The following is an 18,443-nucleotide window of genomic DNA, read 5'->3' as shown; positions in this document are numbered from 1 at the left end:
GCCCGGGATCGCTACGAGCGGCTCAGTATCAGCCCAGGTCAGGAGCGTGCATTGCGCGTACGCCCTCGATGTTGCCATCCAGGTAGTGCCGCAGTGACAGCGGTACGAGGTGGACCGAGGCGATGCCGACCCGGGTGAAGGGGACGCGCACGATCTCGTACTCGCCGCATGGCTCCTCGACCTCGGGGCCGTGCCGCAGGCCGGTGTCCATGGACTCCAGACGGCAGACGAAGAAGTGCTGCACCTTCACGCCGGTCGCGCCGCCGTCCTCGCCGATGTGCTCCACGGTGTCGACGAAGCAGGGCACGACATCAGTGATCTTGGCGCCGAGTTCCTCGTGCACCTCGCGGTGGAGCGCGTCGACGACGGTGGCGTCCTCCGGCTCCACGCCACCTCCCGGGGTGACCCAGTACGGATCGACGCCGGGCTTGGTCCGCTTGATCAGGATCAGGTCGTCTCCGTCCAGCAGGACGGCGCGTGCGGTGCGCTTGACCACGGGTCGGACGGTCATGGGGAAAATGTGGCCCGGACTGTTCCACGTGAAACATCGCGGCCCGTTCAGAACCGCCATCGAGCCCAGTGACGACCACGAGCAAGCCTCACTCCGGGTCATGAGCAGGCCCGGTTGCCGCCCCGCCCTCACGACCACTCGACGGCGGTCCGCAGGAGCCATTCGTGTGCCCGTGCGATGTGGGGCATGGCCAGCGTCCCGGTGCGTACCACCAGGAAGTACGTACGCAGCGGCGGTACCGGGGGTTCGAGGAGGGCGACGACATCACCGCGCTTCAGGGCGTCGGCGCAGAGGTAGCGGGGCAGCACGGCGAGACCGGCGCCCGAGGCCGTGCAGGCGAGGACCGCCCGCAGATCCGGCACGATGACGGCGCCGGAAGCGGCGGGGCAGGCATCGAATACGGCGGCCCAGTAGCGGGAGACAAAAGGCAGCGTCTCGTGCACCTCGACCACCGGCAGGTTCTCCAGCGGCAGCGCTTCCCCACGGCCCAACCCGCCGGGGTCCAGCCCGCCACGGTCCAGCCCGCCGGGTCCCAACCCACCACCGGCCGGCCCGCCGGCCCCGAGCCGGGCGGCCCAGCGCTCCCCCGCGATCAGGACGTGCTCTTCGTCGCAGAGCGGTGTCGCCGTGAGGAGCGCGCCACGCGGCCGGGCCGTGGCGATGGCCAGGTCGTGATGTCCGGAGGCGAGCCCCTCCAGAACCTCGTCGGCGGTGCCGAACGAGGCGCGCAGGGCGTAGCTGTGGCCGTCCTGTCCGGCCAGGGAGGTGAGCGCGGGCAGGGCTCGTTCGGCGGTGAACTCGGGCGGGCCCGCCAGGTGGAGCGTGCGCATCGACGACTCCTCGTCGAGCCCGGTCTCAGCGATCTCCACGAGGGCGTCCAGGTGCGGGGCGGCCTTGTGGGCGAGTTCGTCCCCGATGGTCGTGGGGGTCACGCCGCGGGCCTGGCGAAGGAAGAGGGGACGGCCCAGCTGCCGCTCCAGGGTGCGGATCTGGGACGTGACGGCGGGCTGCGAGAGACCGAGCAGTGCTGCGGCGCGAGTGAAGGAGCCGGCCCGGTGCACCGTCACAAAGGTGCGTAACAGGGCCAGATCCATGTCAATGTCCCTCCCCCGCGTGACCTCAGGGCGCGCCCAACTATAAATATGTCGATAGGTCTCTGTCGCTACTGTGATTGGACACTGACACACAGTCAACTAGCCTTGTTCGCGCGGTTCTTCGCGCGAGGAACCGGAACGGTCCGAGCCACGAGGGGGGAGGCTCGGACCGTTCGTTGGGCGTAGCCCGGCACCGGGTGTGGACCGGAGCCGGCGGCGGAACCGGCGTGCGGGGACCGCTCTCACTCGGCTGACGCGTCCAGCGCGCGGAGCACGTCGTCCACCAGGTCACGCGGGTCCTCGGCGCCCGCGGAGAAGCGGATGAAGCCCTCCGGGACGTCGTCGCCGCCCCAGCGCCCGCGCCGCTCGGCCGTGGACCGCACCCCGCCGAAGCTCGTCGCGTCGTCGACGAGGCGCAGCGCTGCCAGGAACCGCTCGGCACGCGCGCGGGTGGGCAGCGCGAAGGAGACCACACACCCGAAACGCCGCATCTGCCGCGAGGCTATCTCGTACGAGGGGTCATCGGGCAGCCCGGGGTAGCGCAGCCCCGCCACCTCGGGTCGGCCGCGCAGGGCCTTGGCGAGGGCCAGGGCGTTCGCGTTCTGCCGGTCGGCACGCAGCTGGAGCGTGGCGAGCGAGCGGTGCGCGAGCCAGGCCTCCATCGGGCCCGGAATGGCCCCGACGATCTTGCGCCAGCGCCGCACGGATGCGATCAGCTCAGCGTCACGGCAGGCGACGTACCCCAGGAGGACGTCTCCGTGACCGGTGAGCATCTTCGTGCCGCTGGCCACCGCGAAGTCGGCCCCCAGTTCGAGGGGCCGCTGGCCGAGCGGTGTGGCCAGGGTGTTGTCGACCGCCACCAGGACGCCACGCGCGCGTGCCGCCTCGGAGAGGCGACGCACGTCGCATACGTCGAGGCCGGGATTGGACGGCGTCTCGATCCAGAGCAGCTTGGCGCCGTCCAGGACGTCGAGCTGGGTGTCGCCAGCGGTGGGTGCGGTGCGCACTTCGATGCCGTACGCCGTGAGCTGCTCGCGGACGAGGGGCAGGACTTGGTAGCCGTCGTCCGGCAGGACCACCGTGTCCCCGGCGCGCAGCTGGGAGAAGAGGACCGCTGAGATCGCGGCCATGCCGGAGGCGAAGACGAGTGTCTCGACGTCCTCGCCGGCGCCCGGCGCCTCCAGCTCGCCGATGGCGTGTTCCAGGAGTGTCCAGGTGGGGTTCTCGTCGCGTGCGTAGGCGTAGCCGCCGGTGGGGTCACCGGAGAGGTGGAAGTGCGCGGCGAACACCGGTCCGGGCAGCGTGGGTTCGTGCTGCACCGGCTCGGGCAGCCCGGCCCGCACCGCCAGGGTGCCGTCGCCGATGCCTGCCGTGCCACTGCGCGCGCCACCGCCTGGGCCGCCGTCCGGGCCACCGCCTGGGGTGCCGCCTGGGCCACTGCCGGGAGGACCGACCAGACCGGCCGGGCCGCCGGTCCCGCCGTCCGCACCGCCGCCTATCGCCGAAGAGTCCGTCATGCCGGTCAGTCCTTGTCGTCCGGGAGCACCATGTTCATGGCCCAGGACACGATCGAGATGATCAGGCCGCCCAGGACGGCGGTCCAGAACCCCTCCACATGGAAGCTGACGTCGAACTTGTCGGCCAGCCACGAGGTGAGCAGCAGCATCAGGGCGTTGACCACGAGGGTGATCAGGCCGAGGGTCAGGATGAACAGCGGGAAGGTGAGGACCTTCACCACCGGCTTCACCAGGAAGTTCACCAGCCCGAACAGCAGCGCGACGACGATCAGGGTGCCGACCTTCTTGCCGGTGCTGCCACCGGTCAGCGTGATCTTGTCGAGCAGCCATACGGCCACGGCCAGGGCCGCTGCGTTGGCGATCGTCTTGACTACGAAATTCTTCATGTGTCTGATCGTGGCAGACATGGACCGGAAGCGGTCGGGTCACGAGACCGGCGGGATATCCGCGGGGCGAGCACCAGCGAGGGGCGTACGAGGGCGATGAAGGCATTCCGGCTGGACGATCTGGAGGCGGAGCGCGTCGCGAACGACGGGGCGTATCTGCAGTTTCTGCGGGAGCGGAACATGTCCGTCGGCCTCTACGCGCTCAACGCGGGGGAGTCCGACCCGCAGCAGCCGCATGGGCAGGACGAGGTGTACATGGTCGTGAGCGGCCGGGCCTCGATCACGGTCGGCATGGAGACCACGGCGGTCGCGCGCGGCAGTGTCGTGTACGTGCCGGCCGGGGTGCCCCACAAGTTCCACCACATCAGCGAAGACCTGCGGGTCCTGGTCGTCTTCTCTCCGCCCGAGGCCTGATCTCCCGCTCTCCGGAGGCCTGATCTCCCTCTGGAGGCCGACGGGTTCAGGGTCATGACCTCGGGGTTCTCTCAGGGTCGGTTCAGGGGAGGACAAGGGCTGCGCGGCCCCCGCAGAGGGCTTCGGCGCCCTAGCATCGAATGCAAGAAGCCGGGAGCCTGCGGACAATCAGGCTCCCGCATCGACGTGATGTGCGCGGAGAGAGGTAAGGACGATGGCAGCGAAGGGGATCTTTGCGGGAATGCCGTGGTGGGTGAAGTGGGTGGCCGTGCCCGTCATCGCCTTGGTCGTGTTCGGCGGCGTGATACTGACTGTTGTCGGTTTCGTGGTCAACCTCCTCTTCAAGGTGCTGCTATTCGTCGCCTTGGTCGGTGGACTCATTTATGTCGTACGAAAGTTCATATCCGGGGCGTCGTCGTCCCGTACCGATTGGTGACCGCTGATGGGTGACCATTGTTTCGTATGGTTACCAGGTGGGGATCATTTAAGGTTGTCGCTGTAGTGGTTACGGGCCGCGCGGTTACTGCCAGGCGGTGACTTTTCGAAACGAGTCCCTCGGCCGGGGGAAGTTTCTCCGCAGACGGCCGAAGAGCGGTGGCCAAGGGTTAGAGTCCGAAAACCGACGCGGGGCCGTGCCCCGCGGACGGGCGCATTGCCCTCCCGTGTTTCTCCGGGCACGGGCGGCCCCCCCCACGCGCTTCGGGAGTGAACCTTGGCCGCGGTCGACAACTCCACTGCACCGGTCGGTGCCCCCACCTCACCGGCCGTCATCCCCACTGCACGGACCCCCACCTCTCGCTCACGGACCGACGTCACGACTCGTCCACCGAGCGACGTCCCACCGCTCGACCCCGCCCCCACCCCACCGCCCGAACCTGCCCCCACCCTGATCGGCTCCGTGCAGCGGGCCATGCGGCTGCTGGAAGCCGCCGCCACACATGCGGACGGGGCACCCGCCAAGCAGCTGGCCCGTGAGGCGGGAATCGCTCTGCCCACCGCTTACCACCTGCTGCGCACGCTGACCCACGAGGGTTATCTGCGCCGCGAGAAAGGAGTTTTCGTGCTCGGCGAGGCGGCCGAGCGGCTCAGCAGCAGCGGGGCTCAGCAGAATCGTCGCGGCATGATCGGTGATGCCCTGGCGCACTGCCGGGACGTCATCGGGATGCCGGTGTACTTCGCCGTCTACCGCGAGGGTGAGATCGAGGTCGTCGCGGTCTCCGACACGCCGGGCAACCCGGCGGTCGAGGAATGGGCCGACTTCCGGGAGACGGGCCACGCCCACGCGATCGGGCAGTGCCTGCTCTCCCAACTCGACGACGAGGCACGGCAGGACCACCTCGATCGCTATCCGGTTCAGTCGATCACGCGTTACTCGGTCCGCGACGACCGCACGTTTCTGCGCAGGCTCGACGCGATGGGGCGGATGAGGCCGGTGGTGGAGCGTCAGGAGTACGCGTTGGGGACGGTCTGTGCGGCGATTCCGATCTTGGCGGGTGACACCGCGGCGACTCTCGCCATTTCCGTGCCCGCAGGTCAGGCGGATCGGCTGCTGCCCGCGGCGGAGAGATTGCAACGTGAGATCGGGAAGCTGCTAAGGACACTCGCCTTCTCTATCAGCATCTGAAAACTCACTCCTTGTGATCTGGTGTGTACTTTAAGCAAGATGCCATGAGTGTCAGGGAGTTGGTTCCTGGCCACTTGAAGGCCAAGTGACGGGGTAGGGCGCGATGGACGAGACGGTTCAGGCAGAGGTCATGATGAGCTTCCTTGTTTCCGAGGAGCTGTCGTTTCGTATCCCGGTGGAGTTGCTCTACGAGACCTGCGATCCATTTGCCGTGCGGCTGACGTTTCATCTGCCCGGCGATGCTCCGGTGACCTGGGCATTCGGCCGGGAGCTGTTGATCGATGGAGTGGGCCGGCCGTGCGGGGTCGGGGATGTGCGGATCGAACCCACTGATCCCGAGTTGATGGACGAGGCGCTGATCAGACTCCAGGTCGGTCCTGACCAGGCGCTGTTCCGGGTGGGCATTCCGCCGCTGCTCGCCTTCCTGGACCGTACGGACAAGTTGGTGCCGCTCGGCCAGGAGCGGGCGCTCGCAGACTTCGACGCACACCTCGACGAGGCGCTCGACCGGATCCTGGCGGAGGAGCAGAACGCGGGCTGATCAACTGCCGGTGGGCGGATATGAATGGCAGATTGGTGCATTTTGCGGTCGGCTGGGCTGCTCCCGTGCTCAGGGGTGCCCGCGCCTGGTGCCCTTGGGTCGGGCTGCCGCGGTCGGGGCGCCGCCATCGGGGCACTGCCGCCAAGGTGCCGCATGTAAGGCATCCCCGCCCGACGTGATGCTCTGCCAGATGAGACGCTCCCGCCCGACCGATGTGGCGCTGCGTCGGCCTCTCCCCCGTAGGAGGCCGTGCGTGTCCCTTCGGGGTCAAGCCTTGCGGCGGCGGCCCTTTCCGCCGCGGGAGGAGCGGGGAGCGGGTGTGCCGGTGGCCGCGGCCGGGCCGCCGGTGCCAGGGGCGGTGCGGTCGGCGGAGACGACCAGGGCGGCCAGCGCGGTGGTCACCGGCACCGACGCGACCAGGCCGATCGAGCCGATCAGGGTGCGCACGATCTCCTCGGCGACCAACTCGCTGTTGGCGACCGTGCCCACGCTGGACTGCGCGATCGAGAAGAGCAGGAGGAGGGGCAGCGCGGCGCCCGCGTAGGCGAGGACGAGGGTGTTGACGACCGAGGCGATGTGGTCGCGGCCGATGCGAATGCCCGCGCGGTAGAGGCCGCGTCGGCCCATGGTCGGGTTGGCCTGGTGCAGTTCCCAGACCGCCGAGGTCTGGGTGACCGTCACGTCGTCGAGGACGCCGAGTGAGCCGATGATGACGCCCGCGAGCAGCAGGCCGCTCATGTCGATGGACGGATACAGGCCGTGGATGAGGCCGGTGTTGTCGTCCGTGTTGCCGGTCAGCGCGGCCCAGCCGATGAACAGGGAGCCGAGCAGGCCGATCAAAAGGAGGGAGATGAGGGTGCCGAGCACCGCGACGGAGGTACGGGCCGTGAGGCCATGGCAGAGATAGAGCGCGACCAGCATGATGGCGCTCGCCCCGACCACCGCGACGACCAGCGGGTTCGAGCCCTGGAGGATCGCCGGCAGGATGAAGAAGGTGAGGACCAGGAAGCTGATGGTGAGCGCGACCAGGGCCATCACACCGCGCAGCCGCCCCACCACCACCACGGCGAGCGCGAAGATGCCGGCGAGCAGCGCCATCGGGAACTTGCGGTTCACGTCGGTCACCGAATACTGCAGGCCCTCGGGGGCCTTGGGCTCGTAGGCGACCACCACCTCTTGGCCCTTGTGCAGTTGCCGGGGCGAGTCCGGCTGGATGATCTCGGTGAACGTGCGGCCCTTGTCGTCGCCGCTGGTGACCTCGATCAGCGCCTTCTTGCAGGTGCCCTCGGCGCGCGACTGGGCGGTCTGGCCCTCGGGGGTGGAGGTGTCGCCGTTCGGCTGGGGCTGTGAGGGGTTGAGGTCCTTGCAGGGCAGTTCCTGCACCTTGGCGACCGTCGCCGACTGCGTCTGCCGGTCGAAGCCGACACCGGTGCGTTCATGGCTGGGCGTCCCGCCCGGCCACAGGACGAGCAGACCCACGACGACCGCGGTGGCGAAGGGGATCAGGACCGCCGCGATGACCTTGCGCAGGTGCTGGGAGACGGGCGCGGCGGGGCCGTGGCTGTGTGTGTGGCCGTGTCCGTGTGCGTGCCCAGGTCCATGTCCGTGGCCCTGCCCGGGGCCTTCGGAGGGCGGGCCGGAGCGGGGCGCTTGCGAGGGCGGAGGCGGCGGCGGGGGTGTGGTGGTCACGGACCGATCATCGCAAGAACCGAGGGGGCCCTCTGTTCAGCGCGGCCGACATGACGCTAGCGTGGAGCCACCTTTGCAATCGCGGGAGCTCGGAGCACCGGGCTGAGAGGGCGCTGACCTCCGTACGAAACGGCACGAGTCGTGCATGAACGTACGGAATCCGCTGCGTCGACCGCCGAACCTGTTACCGGGTAATGCCGGCGTAGGGAGTAGGTCTCATGACCACATCGGACGCACGCACGCCTGCCTCCAGCACGCCTGAGGGCGCGGAGGCCGGGAAGTCCATCGGCTGGCACAAGGCGTACATCGAGGGCTCACGCCCCGATCTGCGGGTGCCGGTCCGACAGGTGCACCTCACCAACGGCAAGGCCGTGACCTTGTACGACACCTCGGGTCCGTACACGGACCCGTCCGCCGAGACCGACGTCCGCCGCGGTCTGCCGCCGCTGCGGGAGAACTGGATCATCGCCCGCGGTGACACCGAGGAGTACGTGGGCCGCCCGCCCCGCCCCGAGGACGACGGCATCAAGCACACCTCGCCGCGCGGCGGGCTGAAGAACCTCGACGCGGTCTTCCCCGGCCGTCCGCGTCAGCCGCGCCGGGGTCGCGACGGCCAGGCGGTGACGCAGCTCGCGTACGCCCGGCGGGGCGAGATCACGCCAGAGATGGAGTTCATCGGGATTCGCGAGAACATGGACCCCGAGGTCGTGCGGGCGGAAGTCGCCGCCGGCCGCGCCGTGATCCCGGCCAACGTCAACCACCCGGAGATCGAGCCGATGATCATCGGCAAGAAGTTCCTGGTGAAGGTGAACGCCAACATCGGCAACTCCGCGGTCACTTCCTCCATCGAGGAGGAGGTGGACAAGATGACCTGGGCGACCCAGTGGGGCGCCGACACGGTCATGGACCTCTCCACCGGCCGCAACATCCACACCACTCGCGAGTGGGTCCTGCGCAACTCCCCCGTTCCTATCGGCACCGTTCCCCTCTACCAGGCCCTGGAGAAGGTCGACGGCAAGGCCGAGGAGCTGACCTGGGAGATCTACAAGGACACGGTCATCGAGCAGGCCGAGCAGGGCGTGGACTACATGACGGTGCACGCCGGTGTGCGCCTGCCGTACGTCCCGCTGACCGCGCGCCGCAAGACCGGCATCGTCTCGCGCGGCGGTTCGATCATGGCCGCCTGGTGCCTCGCGCACCACAAGGAGAGCTTCCTCTACGAGCACTTCGAGGAGCTGTGCGAGATCCTCGCGGCGTACGACGTGACGTACTCGCTCGGGGACGGCCTGCGGCCCGGTTCGATCGCGGACGCCAACGACGAGGCGCAGTTCGCCGAGCTTCGGACCCTTGGGGAACTCAACACGATCGCCAAGCGTCACAACGTACAGACGATGATCGAGGGCCCCGGTCACGTCCCGATGCACAAGATCAAGGAGAACATCGACCTCCAGCAGGAGATCTGCGAGGAGGCGCCGTTCTACACGCTCGGTCCGCTGACCACGGACATCGCGCCCGCCTATGACCACATCACCTCGGGCATCGGCGCCGCGATGATCGGCTGGTGGGGCACGGCCATGCTCTGCTACGTCACGCCCAAGGAGCACCTGGGCCTGCCCAACCGCGACGACGTGAAGACCGGCGTCATCACGTACAAGATCGCGGCGCACGCGGCGGACCTCGCCAAGGGGCACCCGGGCGCGCAGGACTGGGACGACGCGCTCTCGGACGCGCGCTTCGAGTTCCGCTGGGAGGACCAGTTCAATCTGGCCCTCGATCCGGTCACGGCGCGGGAGTTCCACGACGAGACGCTGCCCGCCGAGCCCGCGAAGACGGCGCACTTCTGCTCGATGTGCGGGCCGAAGTTCTGCTCGATGAAGATCTCTCAGGACATCCGCCGTCAGCACGGCGGTGACCTGGCGGAAGGCGAGATCGAGGCGGGCATGGAGCAGAAGTCCAAGGAGTTCGCCGCCGCCGGCAACCGGGTCTATCTGCCGATCGCCGACTGAGCGAACCCGGAGTGAGGTGTGGAAGGGGGTGTCCGCAGAGTGTCGTGACGACTGGCTCTGCGGACACTCCGGTGGCTCGGCCGCCGCTGCCGCCTCTGCCGTCTCTGCGGTCTTTGCGGACACTCCGGCTTGTGCATTCCGGCCTACTCCGGTTTGCGTTCGGGGCCGCCGAAGTCCGGGCCGGAGAAGTCGGGGCTCGAAAAGCTCGGCCGCGGCCCCGCCGCCCGGCCGCCGTCGGGGCTGCTGAAACCGGGTCGGTGGTAGCCGAGTCGGGGCATGCGGCCGCTCGCCGCGGAACCCCCGGCCCCCTGTGACGGCGCGCGGGTCGCGGGAGCCGTGCCCGGCTCCGCCAGAGCCTCCCGCAAGAACGGCACGATGCCCCGTTCGAGCAGCGCCCGGCCCCAGGCCTCCCTGGCTCGGGACACTTTTTCGTACTGCTCGCCGTGCAGTTCCGCCTGGAGTGACGTGGCGCCGTTTCGCAGGGCTGTCAGGAGCAGGCCGACCGCGGCGACCAGGATGCCCCCGGCGGTGAGCGCGCCGAACAGCCAGCCCGCGGTGAGCAGGGTGTCCGCGAAGGCGGGCTCGGGGTTGAGCATCTTCAGGATGTAGCCGACGAGCAGGAAGATCGCGGCGGCCGCCCCCGCGAGGACGGGTGCGAGGACCGCGACGACGGCGATCGCTCCGGCGCCCGCCGCGGCCGCCGGTTCGGCGACCTCGCCCATCGTCGTGGCGAGACCGACGCCGCCCGAGCCGGACTCCGCGGCGCTCTGTCCGCTTCCGCTGCCTTCGCGTATCGCGGTGGAGGACGGCCGAGGTTCGCGCGACTCCTCGCGGACCTTCACGTAGTGCGCGTACTCGGCAGCGGCGGCGGCCGTGATCAGTGCTGTCGCGTTCAGGGCCATGGTGCGCAGTTGTTCGACGTTGAGCCGCCGGCCCACTGCGGCGAGTTCAGGACGGTCAGGTGCGGTGCGCAGCGCCTCGTCGAGGATTCGCTCGTACTCGGGGCGGTCCTCATTGAGCAGGTGTGGAGCGCTGTTCATGTGCATCCCCCGATGCTCCGTAGGGCTAAGGCTCGCATGGCTACGAGCCGTCTGGCAGAAACGGAGGGGAGCCTGCTACGGATAAGCCGATGGTAGAGCCGTGACGGCACGCGGTGACAGGGGGTTTACAGAATTGGCGCCCCCGGTCGGCGTGATCGTGTAAGGGGCCCTGCGCGGGATCGCGCAAGTATCCCTCGTGGGGGCGCCTGCCCAGGGAACGCTCAGATACCCAGGGGGAGTTGGCAGACCAGTAGCTTTCCGGCCATGGTCACTCCGCCGTCCATGGCGATGGCCAGGCCGTCGGCGTAGACGTGCGGTCCCTCGATGACCGGTCCGCCGCCGTCCGACTCGTCCTCGGAGCCGACGTCACCCAGGAGGTAGGGGATGGGGCTGTGGCCGTGGACGATGCGGGTGCCGCCGTACACGTCCAGCAGTTCGCGTACGGCCGAGGGGCCCGACTCGTCACGGAAGGCGAAGCGCTTGGTGAACTTGCGGAAGAGGTCCCAGCACTCGTCGGCGTCGTTGCGGGTGAGGGTCTCGCGGATGGTGTCGTTCACCGCCTCGATCGAGTCGCCGTAGTCCAGATAGGCGGTCGTGTCGGAGTGCACGAGGAGATGGCCGTCGGCCTCCTCCATGGCGTCGAGCCGGGCCATCCACTGGAGGTGGTGGTCCTCCAGGCGCTCCATGTCGGTCTTCTGGCCGCCGTTGAGCAGCCAGGCGGCCTGGAAGGTGGCGGTGCCCGCCCCGGAGTTGACGGGGGTGTCGCCGAAGCGCTTGGCGCCGAGGAGGAGCAGCTCGTGGTTGCCCATGAGGGCCTTGCAGTAGCCGCCCGCGGCGGCGGCCTCGGCGGAGAGCCGCATCACGAGGTCGATGACGCCGATGCCATCGGGTCCGCGGTCGGTGAAGTCGCCGAGGAACCACAGGCGCGCGTTGCCCGCGGACCAGTTGCCGTCGGCGTCGATGAGGCCCTGTTCCTGGAGGGCCGCGAGCAGCTCGTTCAGATAGCCGTGCACGTCGCCCACGACGAACAGCGGGCCGTGCTCACCGCTCGGCCTCGGCTGCGGGGGGTCCGGCATGACCTGCACCTGGACCGTGTCACCGCGGTTGATGACCGGCAGGTCGCGCTGGGTGGGCGTGTAACCGTCGTCCGGAAGCCCCCCCGGAGCCGGCGCCGGAGGGTGCACCTCGGCGGGGCCGGTCGTCTCATGGACGTACGCCGGTACGCGGAAGTCGCGCAGCGTCGCCGTCCGCACATCGGGTCCCTGACCGGCCCCCTGAGTCATCGACCCCTCCACCACCATTGCGCCGCATCTGCACCGAGAACGGACTGCCTGGTCGCAGCGGCCCGCGGTGTCGTCCGCCCATCATAGGAATGCGGCTCCCGCTGTGTGGTGCACCAGGGGTGGTGAATCGGTCCCCGCCGCCGGTTCACCAAGGATTTATCCCGAATTGGGCAGAGGTTTCCCCCCTGATGGCGGGTTGGTCACCCACCTCGGCCCGAAATCATCCGGGTCAGCCGGAGCCCGAGGAGCGTGGCGGGCTGACCGTCGTGCGCGGCGGACGTCGCTCGGACGAGGTGCGCACGATCAGTTCGGTCGGTATCACCTGTTCGACGGGCCGGTCCGAGTCGAGCCCCTCGATGGCGTCGATGAGGAGCTGCACGACGGCCGTGCCGATGCGCCTCGGCTTCAGGGACAGGGTGGTGATGGGCGGTTCCGTGGTGGCGTACACCGTGGACTCGCTGCAGCAGACGAGCAGCAGGTCGTCGGGGACGCGCAGGCCGTACCGCCGGGCGGCGGCGAGCAGGTCGGTGCCGTTCGGGTCGAAGAGGCCGTAGACGGCGTCGGGGCGGTCGGGCCTGGCGAGCAGCCGGTCGGCGGCCACGGCGCCCGCGCACGGGTCGTGGGCGGGATAGGACTCGTAGACCGGGTCCTGGCCGACCCGCTCGCACCAGTGCAGGTACGCGGTCGTGGACAGATGGGTGTACGTGTCCGTGGTGTTGCCGGTGAGCAGGCCGATCCGGCGGGCGCCTGCGGCCGCGAGGTGGTCGAGGATCTCCAGGACCGCGGCCTCGTGGTCGTTGTCCACCCAGGCGGTGACCGGCAGGGACCCCGCGGGGCGGCCGTCGGAGACCACCGGCAGACCCTGTCTGACCAGCTCGCTGACGACCGGGTCGTGGTCGGAGGGGTCGACGACGACGGTGCCGTCGAGCGCGACGTTGGACCATACGTCGACCGGGCTGCGGCGCGAGGTGGCCGGGAGGATCACCAGGGCGTAGCCGCGGGCGAGGGCGGCGGAGGTGGCGGCTCTGGCCATCTCCGCGAAGTAGGCGAACTCGGTGAAGGTGAAAGGTTCATCCCCGTACGTGGTCACGGTCAGACCGATGAGGCCGGACTTGCCGGTACGGAGGGTTCGGGCCGCGGCGGAGGGGCGGTAGCCCAGCCGCTCCGCGACCTCGCGGACATGGCGTCGGGTGGCGTCGGGCAGCCGCCCCTTGCCGTTGAGGGCATCGGAGACAGTCGTGATGGAGACGCCGGCGGCCGCGGCGACATCTCTGATGCCCGCTCTGTTCTGCCGGTTGCTTCGGCGGGCGGTCTCCGCTCGGCTCACCTGGTGCTTCCCTGCTGCTGTCATGGCGAGCCGATAGTAGGGCTCATCGGGGTGGGTAGTGCGGACGCATATTCACTCGTTGACAGGCACGTTTCTGCATGGCTGCGGTGTGCCAATGACCTTGGATCGAAAGGGGGTTGGGGCGTCATGGCATTAGCTGCCGCTGATCGTCCGGCGTGGGCCTGCCAAGTGCGGGAGGTCTCGAAGAGGTCTCAACTCACCTTCACGGGGGATGCGCGCCACGGAGCGAGCCACCGGCGCGCGGCACGCTCGGGGCGCTCCCCCCTGGGGCATGCCTTCGTGGGGCGGCTTGCCTTCGTGGGGCGGTGGGGGAAGGGGGCGGGAGCGGGGTGTTAGGGCGGCTGAGGGCTGGGCGGCGGCGCGGCGGACGGTGGCGCGGCGGGGTGGCGGATGGCAGGGCGGCGAGGTGGCCGGTCGTACGCGATGCCCGGAGGCCATTCGCACCGGCGCCGAATCCTCATAAGGTGAGCAGTATTCGAACGGTTGCTGGCACTGGTACGAGGAGGACTGCGGTGAGCGAGACGAGCCCGAGGCTGCGCGCCGAGCTGGAGGGTATCCCCACCTACAAGCCGGGCAGGCCTGCCGCGGCCGATGGTCCGGTGGCCTACAAGCTGTCCTCCAACGAGAACCCCTACCCGCCGCTCCCGGGAGTCATGGAGAGCGCGCTCGCCGCGGCCGGGTCCTTCAACCGTTACCCCGACATGGCCTGCACGGCCCTGATGGGTGAACTGGCCGAGCGCTTCGGCGTGCCCGTCTCCCACATCGCCACCGGCACCGGCTCGGTCGGCGTGGCCCAGCAGCTGCTCCAGGCCACGTCGGGCCCCGGTGACGAGGTCATCTACGCGTGGCGGTCCTTCGAGGCATACCCGATCATCACCCAGGTCAGTGGTGCGACGTCGGTGCGTGTGCCACTGACGGAGGGCGATGTCCACGACCTGGACGCGATGGCCGACGCCATCACCGAGCGCACCCGCCTCATCTTCGTCTGCAATCCCAACAACCCCACCGGGACGGTGGTCCGCCGGGCCGAGCTGGAGCGCTTCCTCGACCGGGTGCCGCGTGACGTCCTGGTCGTGCTGGACGAGGCGTATCGCGAGTTCATCCGCGACCCCGAGGTCCCGGACGGCATCGAGATCTACCGCGAGCGCCCGAACGTCTGTGTCCTTCGTACGTTCTCGAAGGCGTACGGCCTCGCGGGGCTGCGGGTGGGCTTCGCGGTCGCCCATGAGCCGGTGGCCGCGGCGCTGCGCAAGACGGCGGTGCCGTTCGGCGTGAGCCAGCTCGCGCAGGACGCGGCGGTGGCGTCGCTGCGGGCCGAGGACGAGCTGATGGGCCGCGTCGGGGCGCTGGTCGCCGAGCGCACGCGGGTGGTCGAGGCGCTGCGCGGGCAGGGCTGGACGGTGCCCGAGACGCAGGCGAACTTCGTGTGGCTGCGGCTCGGGGACCGCACGATGGACTTCGCGGCGGCGTGCGAGCGGGCGGGCGTGGTGGTACGGCCGTTCGCGGGCGAGGGGATGCGGGCCACGATCGGCGAGACCGAGGCGAATGACATCTTTATCCAGGCGGCGGAGGCGTTCCGCAAGGAGCTTTAGCCGAGGAGCTTTGGCTGGGGGGTGTCCGTCCGCTCCCCCCCCAGCACCGCATCTGCCCGCACCCCCGGCCGCCCAAGGACCCCGCCCCCTCCGTCAGTTCGCGACCCGTTCGACGCGGATCGGGTCGCCCGCCCGGACCGTCGACAGCAGGTTCGGGTCCCCGTCGAGGCGGCCGAGGACGTTGCACGGGCTCGCGAGGCGGCACTCGTCGCCGCGTGAGATCGGGGTGGGGCCGTAGGGAAGGGCCAGGGCGTCGCCGTCGGGCCAGAAGGCGACCGTGCCCGGGTCGACGACCTGTCGGGCGCCGGCCTCTCGCTCCACGCTCACGCCCGTGTCGAAGTAGACCTCCTCGCCCCACGTCTGTGCGGTGGCGGTGAGCGGCAGGGCCTTCTCCAGGGCCTGCGCGGTCGGGGTCTCCTCGATCGTGGCCGTCAGGTGCCCGGCGGGCCAGGAGATGCGTATCCGTAGCTGGTGCTGCTCCGTATGCATGCGGCGGATTCAACAATATGTTGAAGTTCTTGGGAAGGCCCCGGAGTCACATCTCCGGGGCCTTCCCGCGCTTCCGGTGGGTTCTCGGTGGGTTCCGGTCGGCTCCCGACCGGTTTCGACAGCGCCCCCCGACCGGTTCCCCGCGGTTACAGGGGACCCCCCGTTTGGGTGATGGAAGCTGGTACGACATAATGCTTGTGAATGTGAACGCGTTCACAAGCGTGCCCTGTTTCTCCGGAGATCAGTGGGACAAGCAGGGGCAAATCGCCATGGCGAGCACGGTCGGCAGGCGATTGAGGCGAGTAAGGAGAGACGCAGTGGACCTGGCTCTGGCGCCGGAGACTCTGGCGCGATGGCAGTTCGGCATCACGACCGTCTACCACTTCCTGTTCGTGCCGCTGACCATCTCGCTGGCCGCCCTCACGGCGATCCTCGAGACGGCATGGGTGCGCACGGGCAAGGAGCACTACCTCCGGGCGACCAAGTTCTGGGGAAAGCTGTTCCTGATCAACATCGCGATGGGTGTCGTCACCGGCATCGTCCAGGAGTTCCAGTTCGGCATGAACTGGTCCGACTACTCGCGGTTCGTCGGTGATGTCTTCGGGGCGCCGCTGGCCTTCGAGGCCCTCATCGCCTTCTTCTTCGAGTCGACCTTCATCGGCCTGTGGATCTTCGGCTGGGACAAGCTGCCGAAGAAGCTGCACTGCGCCACGATCTGGATCGTCTCCATCGGCACGATCCTGTCGGCGTACTTCATCATCGCCGCGAACGCCTTTATGCAGCACCCGGTCGGCTACAAGATCGTGGAGCGCGACGGCACCAAGCGGGCGGAACTCACCGACTTCGCGAAGGTGCTCTTCCAGGAGACGACGCTGGTCAACTTCTTCCACGTCATCTCGGCGGCGATCCTGGTCGGCGGCGCCTTCATGACCGGTATCGCCATCGTCCACCTGCGCAAGAAGCAGCACATCCGCACCATGCGCATGTCGATGCGGCTCGGCCTGGTCACGGCCTTCGTCGGCACCCTGCTCACCGTGGTCAGCGCCGACACGCTCGGCAAGGTCATGTACGAGCAGCAGCCGATGAAGATGTCGGCCGCCGAGGCGCTCTGGGAGTCGGAGAAGCCGGCGCCCTTCTCGATCTTCGCGTACGGCGATGTCGCCGAGGGCCACAACAAGGTGGCCATCGAGGTCCCCGGGGTCCTGTCCTTCCTCGCCAAGAACAACTTCAGCGCCGAGATCCCCGGCATCAACGACCTCAACAAGGAGGCACAGGAGAAGTTCGGGCCCGGCGACTACCGGCCGAACATCCCCACCGCCTACTGGTCGTACCGCTGGATGATCGGCTTCGGCGGCGTCTCGATGGCCCTGTGCACCGCCGGCCTGTGGCTGACGCGGCGGAAGTTCTGGCTCGCCCCGGAGCACCACACCGGCGCGGACGACATCCCGAAGCTCATGCTCACCAAGAACAAGGAGCTGGCGCCGAAGCTGGGCGCCTGGTGGTGGCGCCTCTCGCAGTGGACGCTGATCTTCCCCCTCATCGGCACCGCCTGGGGCTGGATCTTCACCGAGACGGGCCGTCAGCCCTGGGTCGTCTACGGCGTGCTGCGCACCAGGGACGCGGTCTCCCCCGGCGTCTCGCAGGGCGAGGTGCTCACCTCGCTGATCGGGTTCACCCTCATCTACGCGATCCTCGCCGTCATCGAGGTGAAGCTGCTGCTCAAGTACGTCCGTCTCGGCCCGCCCGAGCTGACCGAGGCGGACCTCAACCCGCCCACCAAGATCGGTGGCCCGGGCTCCGGCAAGGGCCCGGACTCGGGTTCAGGCTCCGACGCCGACTCTGACGCCGACCGGCCCATGGCCTTCTCGTACTGAAGGAAGGAGCGCTCAGGACATGGAACTCCACGACATCTGGTTCGTACTGATCGCCGTTCTGTGGATCGGCTACTTCTTCCTGGAGGGCTTCGACTTCGGGATCGGCGTCCTCACCAAGCTGCTCGCCCGCAACCGGGTCGAGAAGCGGGTCCTCATCAACACCATCGGGCCCGTCTGGGACGGCAACGAGGTGTGGCTGCTCACGGCGGGCGGCGCGACCTTCGCCGCCTTCCCCGAGTGGTACGCCACGCTCTTCTCCGGCTTCTACCTGCCGCTGCTCGTCATCCTGATCTGCCTGATCGTGCGCGGCGTCGCCTTCGAGTACCGCGCCAAGCGGCCCGAGGAGCGGTGGCAGACCAACTGGGAGCACGCGATCTTCTGGACGTCGCTCATCCCGGCGGTGATGTGGGGCGTGGCCTTCGGGAACATCACGCGCGGCGTCAAGATCGACGCCCACAAGGAGTACGTGGGCTCCTTCGGGGACCTGCTCAACCCGTACGCCATCCTCGGCGGTCTGGTCACCCTGACGCTGTTCACCTTCCACGGCGCGGTGTTCGCCGCGCTCAAGACGGTGGGCGACATCCGCATGCGGGCGCGCAAGATGGCGCTCGGCCTCGGGCTCGTCGCGGCCGTGCTGGCGCTCGGCTTCCTGCTCTGGACCCAGGCGGACCAGGGCGACGGCAAGAGCCTGGTCGCGATGATCGTGGCTGTCGTGGCGCTGCTCGGAGCCATCGGGGCGATCAAGGCGGGGCGCGAGGGCTGGTCGTTCGCGCTCTCCGGCATCACGATCGCGGCGGCCGTCGCGATGCTCTTCCTGACGCTCTTCCCGAACGTCATGCCGTCGTCGCTGAACGAGGAGTGGAGTCTGACGGTCACCAACGCCTCGTCCAGCCCGTACACCCTGAAGATCATGACTTGGTGCGCGGTCATCGCGGCGCCGGTGGTGATGCTCTACCAGGGGTGGACGTACTGGGTCTTCCGCAAGCGGATCGGTACGCAGCACATCGCGCCCGACCCCGCCCACTGAGCCTCGTC

General features: G+C 69.0%; 17 protein-coding genes. 8 read left to right on the top strand and 9 right to left on the bottom strand.

What is annotated here, in order from left to right:
* Nucleotides 1-28: 28 nt before the first annotated feature.
* From J2N69_RS18345 to J2N69_RS18330, 4 genes are all read right to left on the bottom strand, one after another.
* Nucleotides 29-511 carry an NUDIX domain-containing protein gene (locus tag J2N69_RS18345; RefSeq protein WP_230901747.1) on the bottom strand — a complete coding sequence of 161 codons (483 nt, stop codon included), beginning with the start codon at nt 509-511 and terminating at the stop codon, nt 29-31.
* Between the two features lie 128 nt (nt 512-639).
* On the bottom strand, nt 640-1,605 hold the full coding sequence (locus tag J2N69_RS18340; protein WP_230901746.1) for a LysR family transcriptional regulator: 966 nt from the start codon (nt 1,603-1,605) through the stop codon (nt 640-642).
* Nucleotides 1,606-1,847: 242 nt separating this feature from the next.
* A complete protein-coding gene (locus J2N69_RS18335) occupies nt 1,848-3,122 on the bottom strand; it encodes a cystathionine gamma-lyase (RefSeq protein ID WP_230901745.1) in 1,275 nt (424 codons plus the stop codon).
* Nucleotides 3,123-3,127: 5 nt separating this feature from the next.
* Nucleotides 3,128-3,508: a phage holin family protein gene (locus J2N69_RS18330; RefSeq protein ID WP_127908753.1), complete on the bottom strand. Its 381-nt coding sequence runs from the start codon at nt 3,506-3,508 to the stop codon at nt 3,128-3,130.
* 96 nt (nt 3,509-3,604) lie between these two features.
* Between J2N69_RS18330 and J2N69_RS18325 the strand changes: the two genes are divergently transcribed.
* The 4 genes from J2N69_RS18325 to J2N69_RS18310 all read left to right on the top strand — a co-directional run bounded on the left by J2N69_RS18325 (nt 3,605) and on the right by J2N69_RS18310 (nt 6,087).
* Nucleotides 3,605-3,922 carry a cupin domain-containing protein gene (locus J2N69_RS18325; RefSeq protein ID WP_127908754.1) on the top strand — a complete coding sequence of 106 codons (318 nt, stop codon included), beginning with the start codon at nt 3,605-3,607 and terminating at the stop codon, nt 3,920-3,922.
* A 214-nt stretch (nt 3,923-4,136) separates the two neighbouring features.
* Entirely contained in the window at nt 4,137-4,358 is a 222-nt protein-coding gene (locus J2N69_RS18320; protein WP_230901744.1) for a DUF5326 family protein, read from the top strand.
* A gap of 462 nt (nt 4,359-4,820) precedes the next feature.
* A complete protein-coding gene (locus J2N69_RS18315) occupies nt 4,821-5,546 on the top strand; it encodes an IclR family transcriptional regulator (RefSeq protein ID WP_330166816.1) in 726 nt (241 codons plus the stop codon).
* 103 nt (nt 5,547-5,649) lie between these two features.
* Nucleotides 5,650-6,087, top strand: a complete 438-nt coding sequence (locus J2N69_RS18310) for an SsgA family sporulation/cell division regulator (RefSeq protein ID WP_230901743.1) — start codon at nt 5,650-5,652, stop codon at nt 6,085-6,087.
* Nucleotides 6,088-6,354: 267 nt separating this feature from the next.
* Here J2N69_RS18310 and J2N69_RS18305 read toward each other — a convergent pair whose 3' ends face one another.
* On the bottom strand, nt 6,355-7,776 hold the full coding sequence (locus J2N69_RS18305) for a YibE/F family protein (RefSeq protein ID WP_230901742.1): 1,422 nt from the start codon (nt 7,774-7,776) through the stop codon (nt 6,355-6,357).
* Between the two features lie 218 nt (nt 7,777-7,994).
* On the opposite strand from J2N69_RS18305, the gene thiC reads away from it, so the two are divergent.
* Entirely contained in the window at nt 7,995-9,782 is a 1,788-nt protein-coding gene (gene thiC, locus J2N69_RS18300) for a phosphomethylpyrimidine synthase ThiC (protein ID WP_230901741.1), read from the top strand.
* 143 nt (nt 9,783-9,925) lie between these two features.
* Here thiC and J2N69_RS18295 read toward each other — a convergent pair whose 3' ends face one another.
* The 3 genes from J2N69_RS18295 to J2N69_RS18285 all read right to left on the bottom strand — a co-directional run bounded on the left by J2N69_RS18295 (nt 9,926) and on the right by J2N69_RS18285 (nt 13,456).
* Nucleotides 9,926-10,828 (bottom strand): hypothetical protein, encoded by a 903-nt coding sequence (locus J2N69_RS18295; protein WP_230901740.1) that lies wholly within the window; start codon nt 10,826-10,828, stop codon nt 9,926-9,928.
* A gap of 215 nt (nt 10,829-11,043) precedes the next feature.
* Nucleotides 11,044-12,120, bottom strand: a complete 1,077-nt coding sequence (locus J2N69_RS18290; protein ID WP_269075668.1) for a metallophosphoesterase — start codon at nt 12,118-12,120, stop codon at nt 11,044-11,046.
* A gap of 214 nt (nt 12,121-12,334) precedes the next feature.
* The gene (locus J2N69_RS18285; RefSeq protein WP_127908761.1) at nt 12,335-13,456 is read right to left on the bottom strand and encodes a LacI family DNA-binding transcriptional regulator; all 1,122 of its coding nucleotides are present in this window, start codon (nt 13,454-13,456) and stop codon (nt 12,335-12,337) included.
* 509 nt (nt 13,457-13,965) lie between these two features.
* Here J2N69_RS18285 and hisC point away from each other — a divergent pair.
* On the top strand, nt 13,966-15,045 hold the full coding sequence (gene hisC / locus J2N69_RS18280; RefSeq protein WP_230901739.1) for a histidinol-phosphate transaminase: 1,080 nt from the start codon (nt 13,966-13,968) through the stop codon (nt 15,043-15,045).
* Nucleotides 15,046-15,138: 93 nt separating this feature from the next.
* Here the strand turns inward: hisC and J2N69_RS18275 are convergent, their stop codons facing one another.
* Nucleotides 15,139-15,534 carry a cyclophilin-like fold protein gene (locus tag J2N69_RS18275; protein ID WP_230901738.1) on the bottom strand — a complete coding sequence of 132 codons (396 nt, stop codon included), beginning with the start codon at nt 15,532-15,534 and terminating at the stop codon, nt 15,139-15,141.
* Nucleotides 15,535-15,851: 317 nt separating this feature from the next.
* Here J2N69_RS18275 and J2N69_RS18270 point away from each other — a divergent pair, with 317 nt between their 5' ends.
* Entirely contained in the window at nt 15,852-17,408 is a 1,557-nt protein-coding gene (locus J2N69_RS18270; protein WP_230901737.1) for a cytochrome ubiquinol oxidase subunit I, read from the top strand.
* A gap of 19 nt (nt 17,409-17,427) precedes the next feature.
* Nucleotides 17,428-18,435, top strand: a complete 1,008-nt coding sequence (gene cydB / locus J2N69_RS18265) for a cytochrome d ubiquinol oxidase subunit II (RefSeq protein WP_230901736.1) — start codon at nt 17,428-17,430, stop codon at nt 18,433-18,435.
* The last annotated feature ends 8 nt before the right edge of the window (nt 18,436-18,443 follow it).

It is taken from the genome of Streptomyces huasconensis (genome assembly GCF_021028635.1).
Classification (GTDB): Bacteria; Actinomycetota; Actinomycetes; order Streptomycetales; family Streptomycetaceae; genus Streptomyces; species Streptomyces huasconensis.
This window is presented reverse-complemented; position numbering and strand designations above follow the sequence as displayed.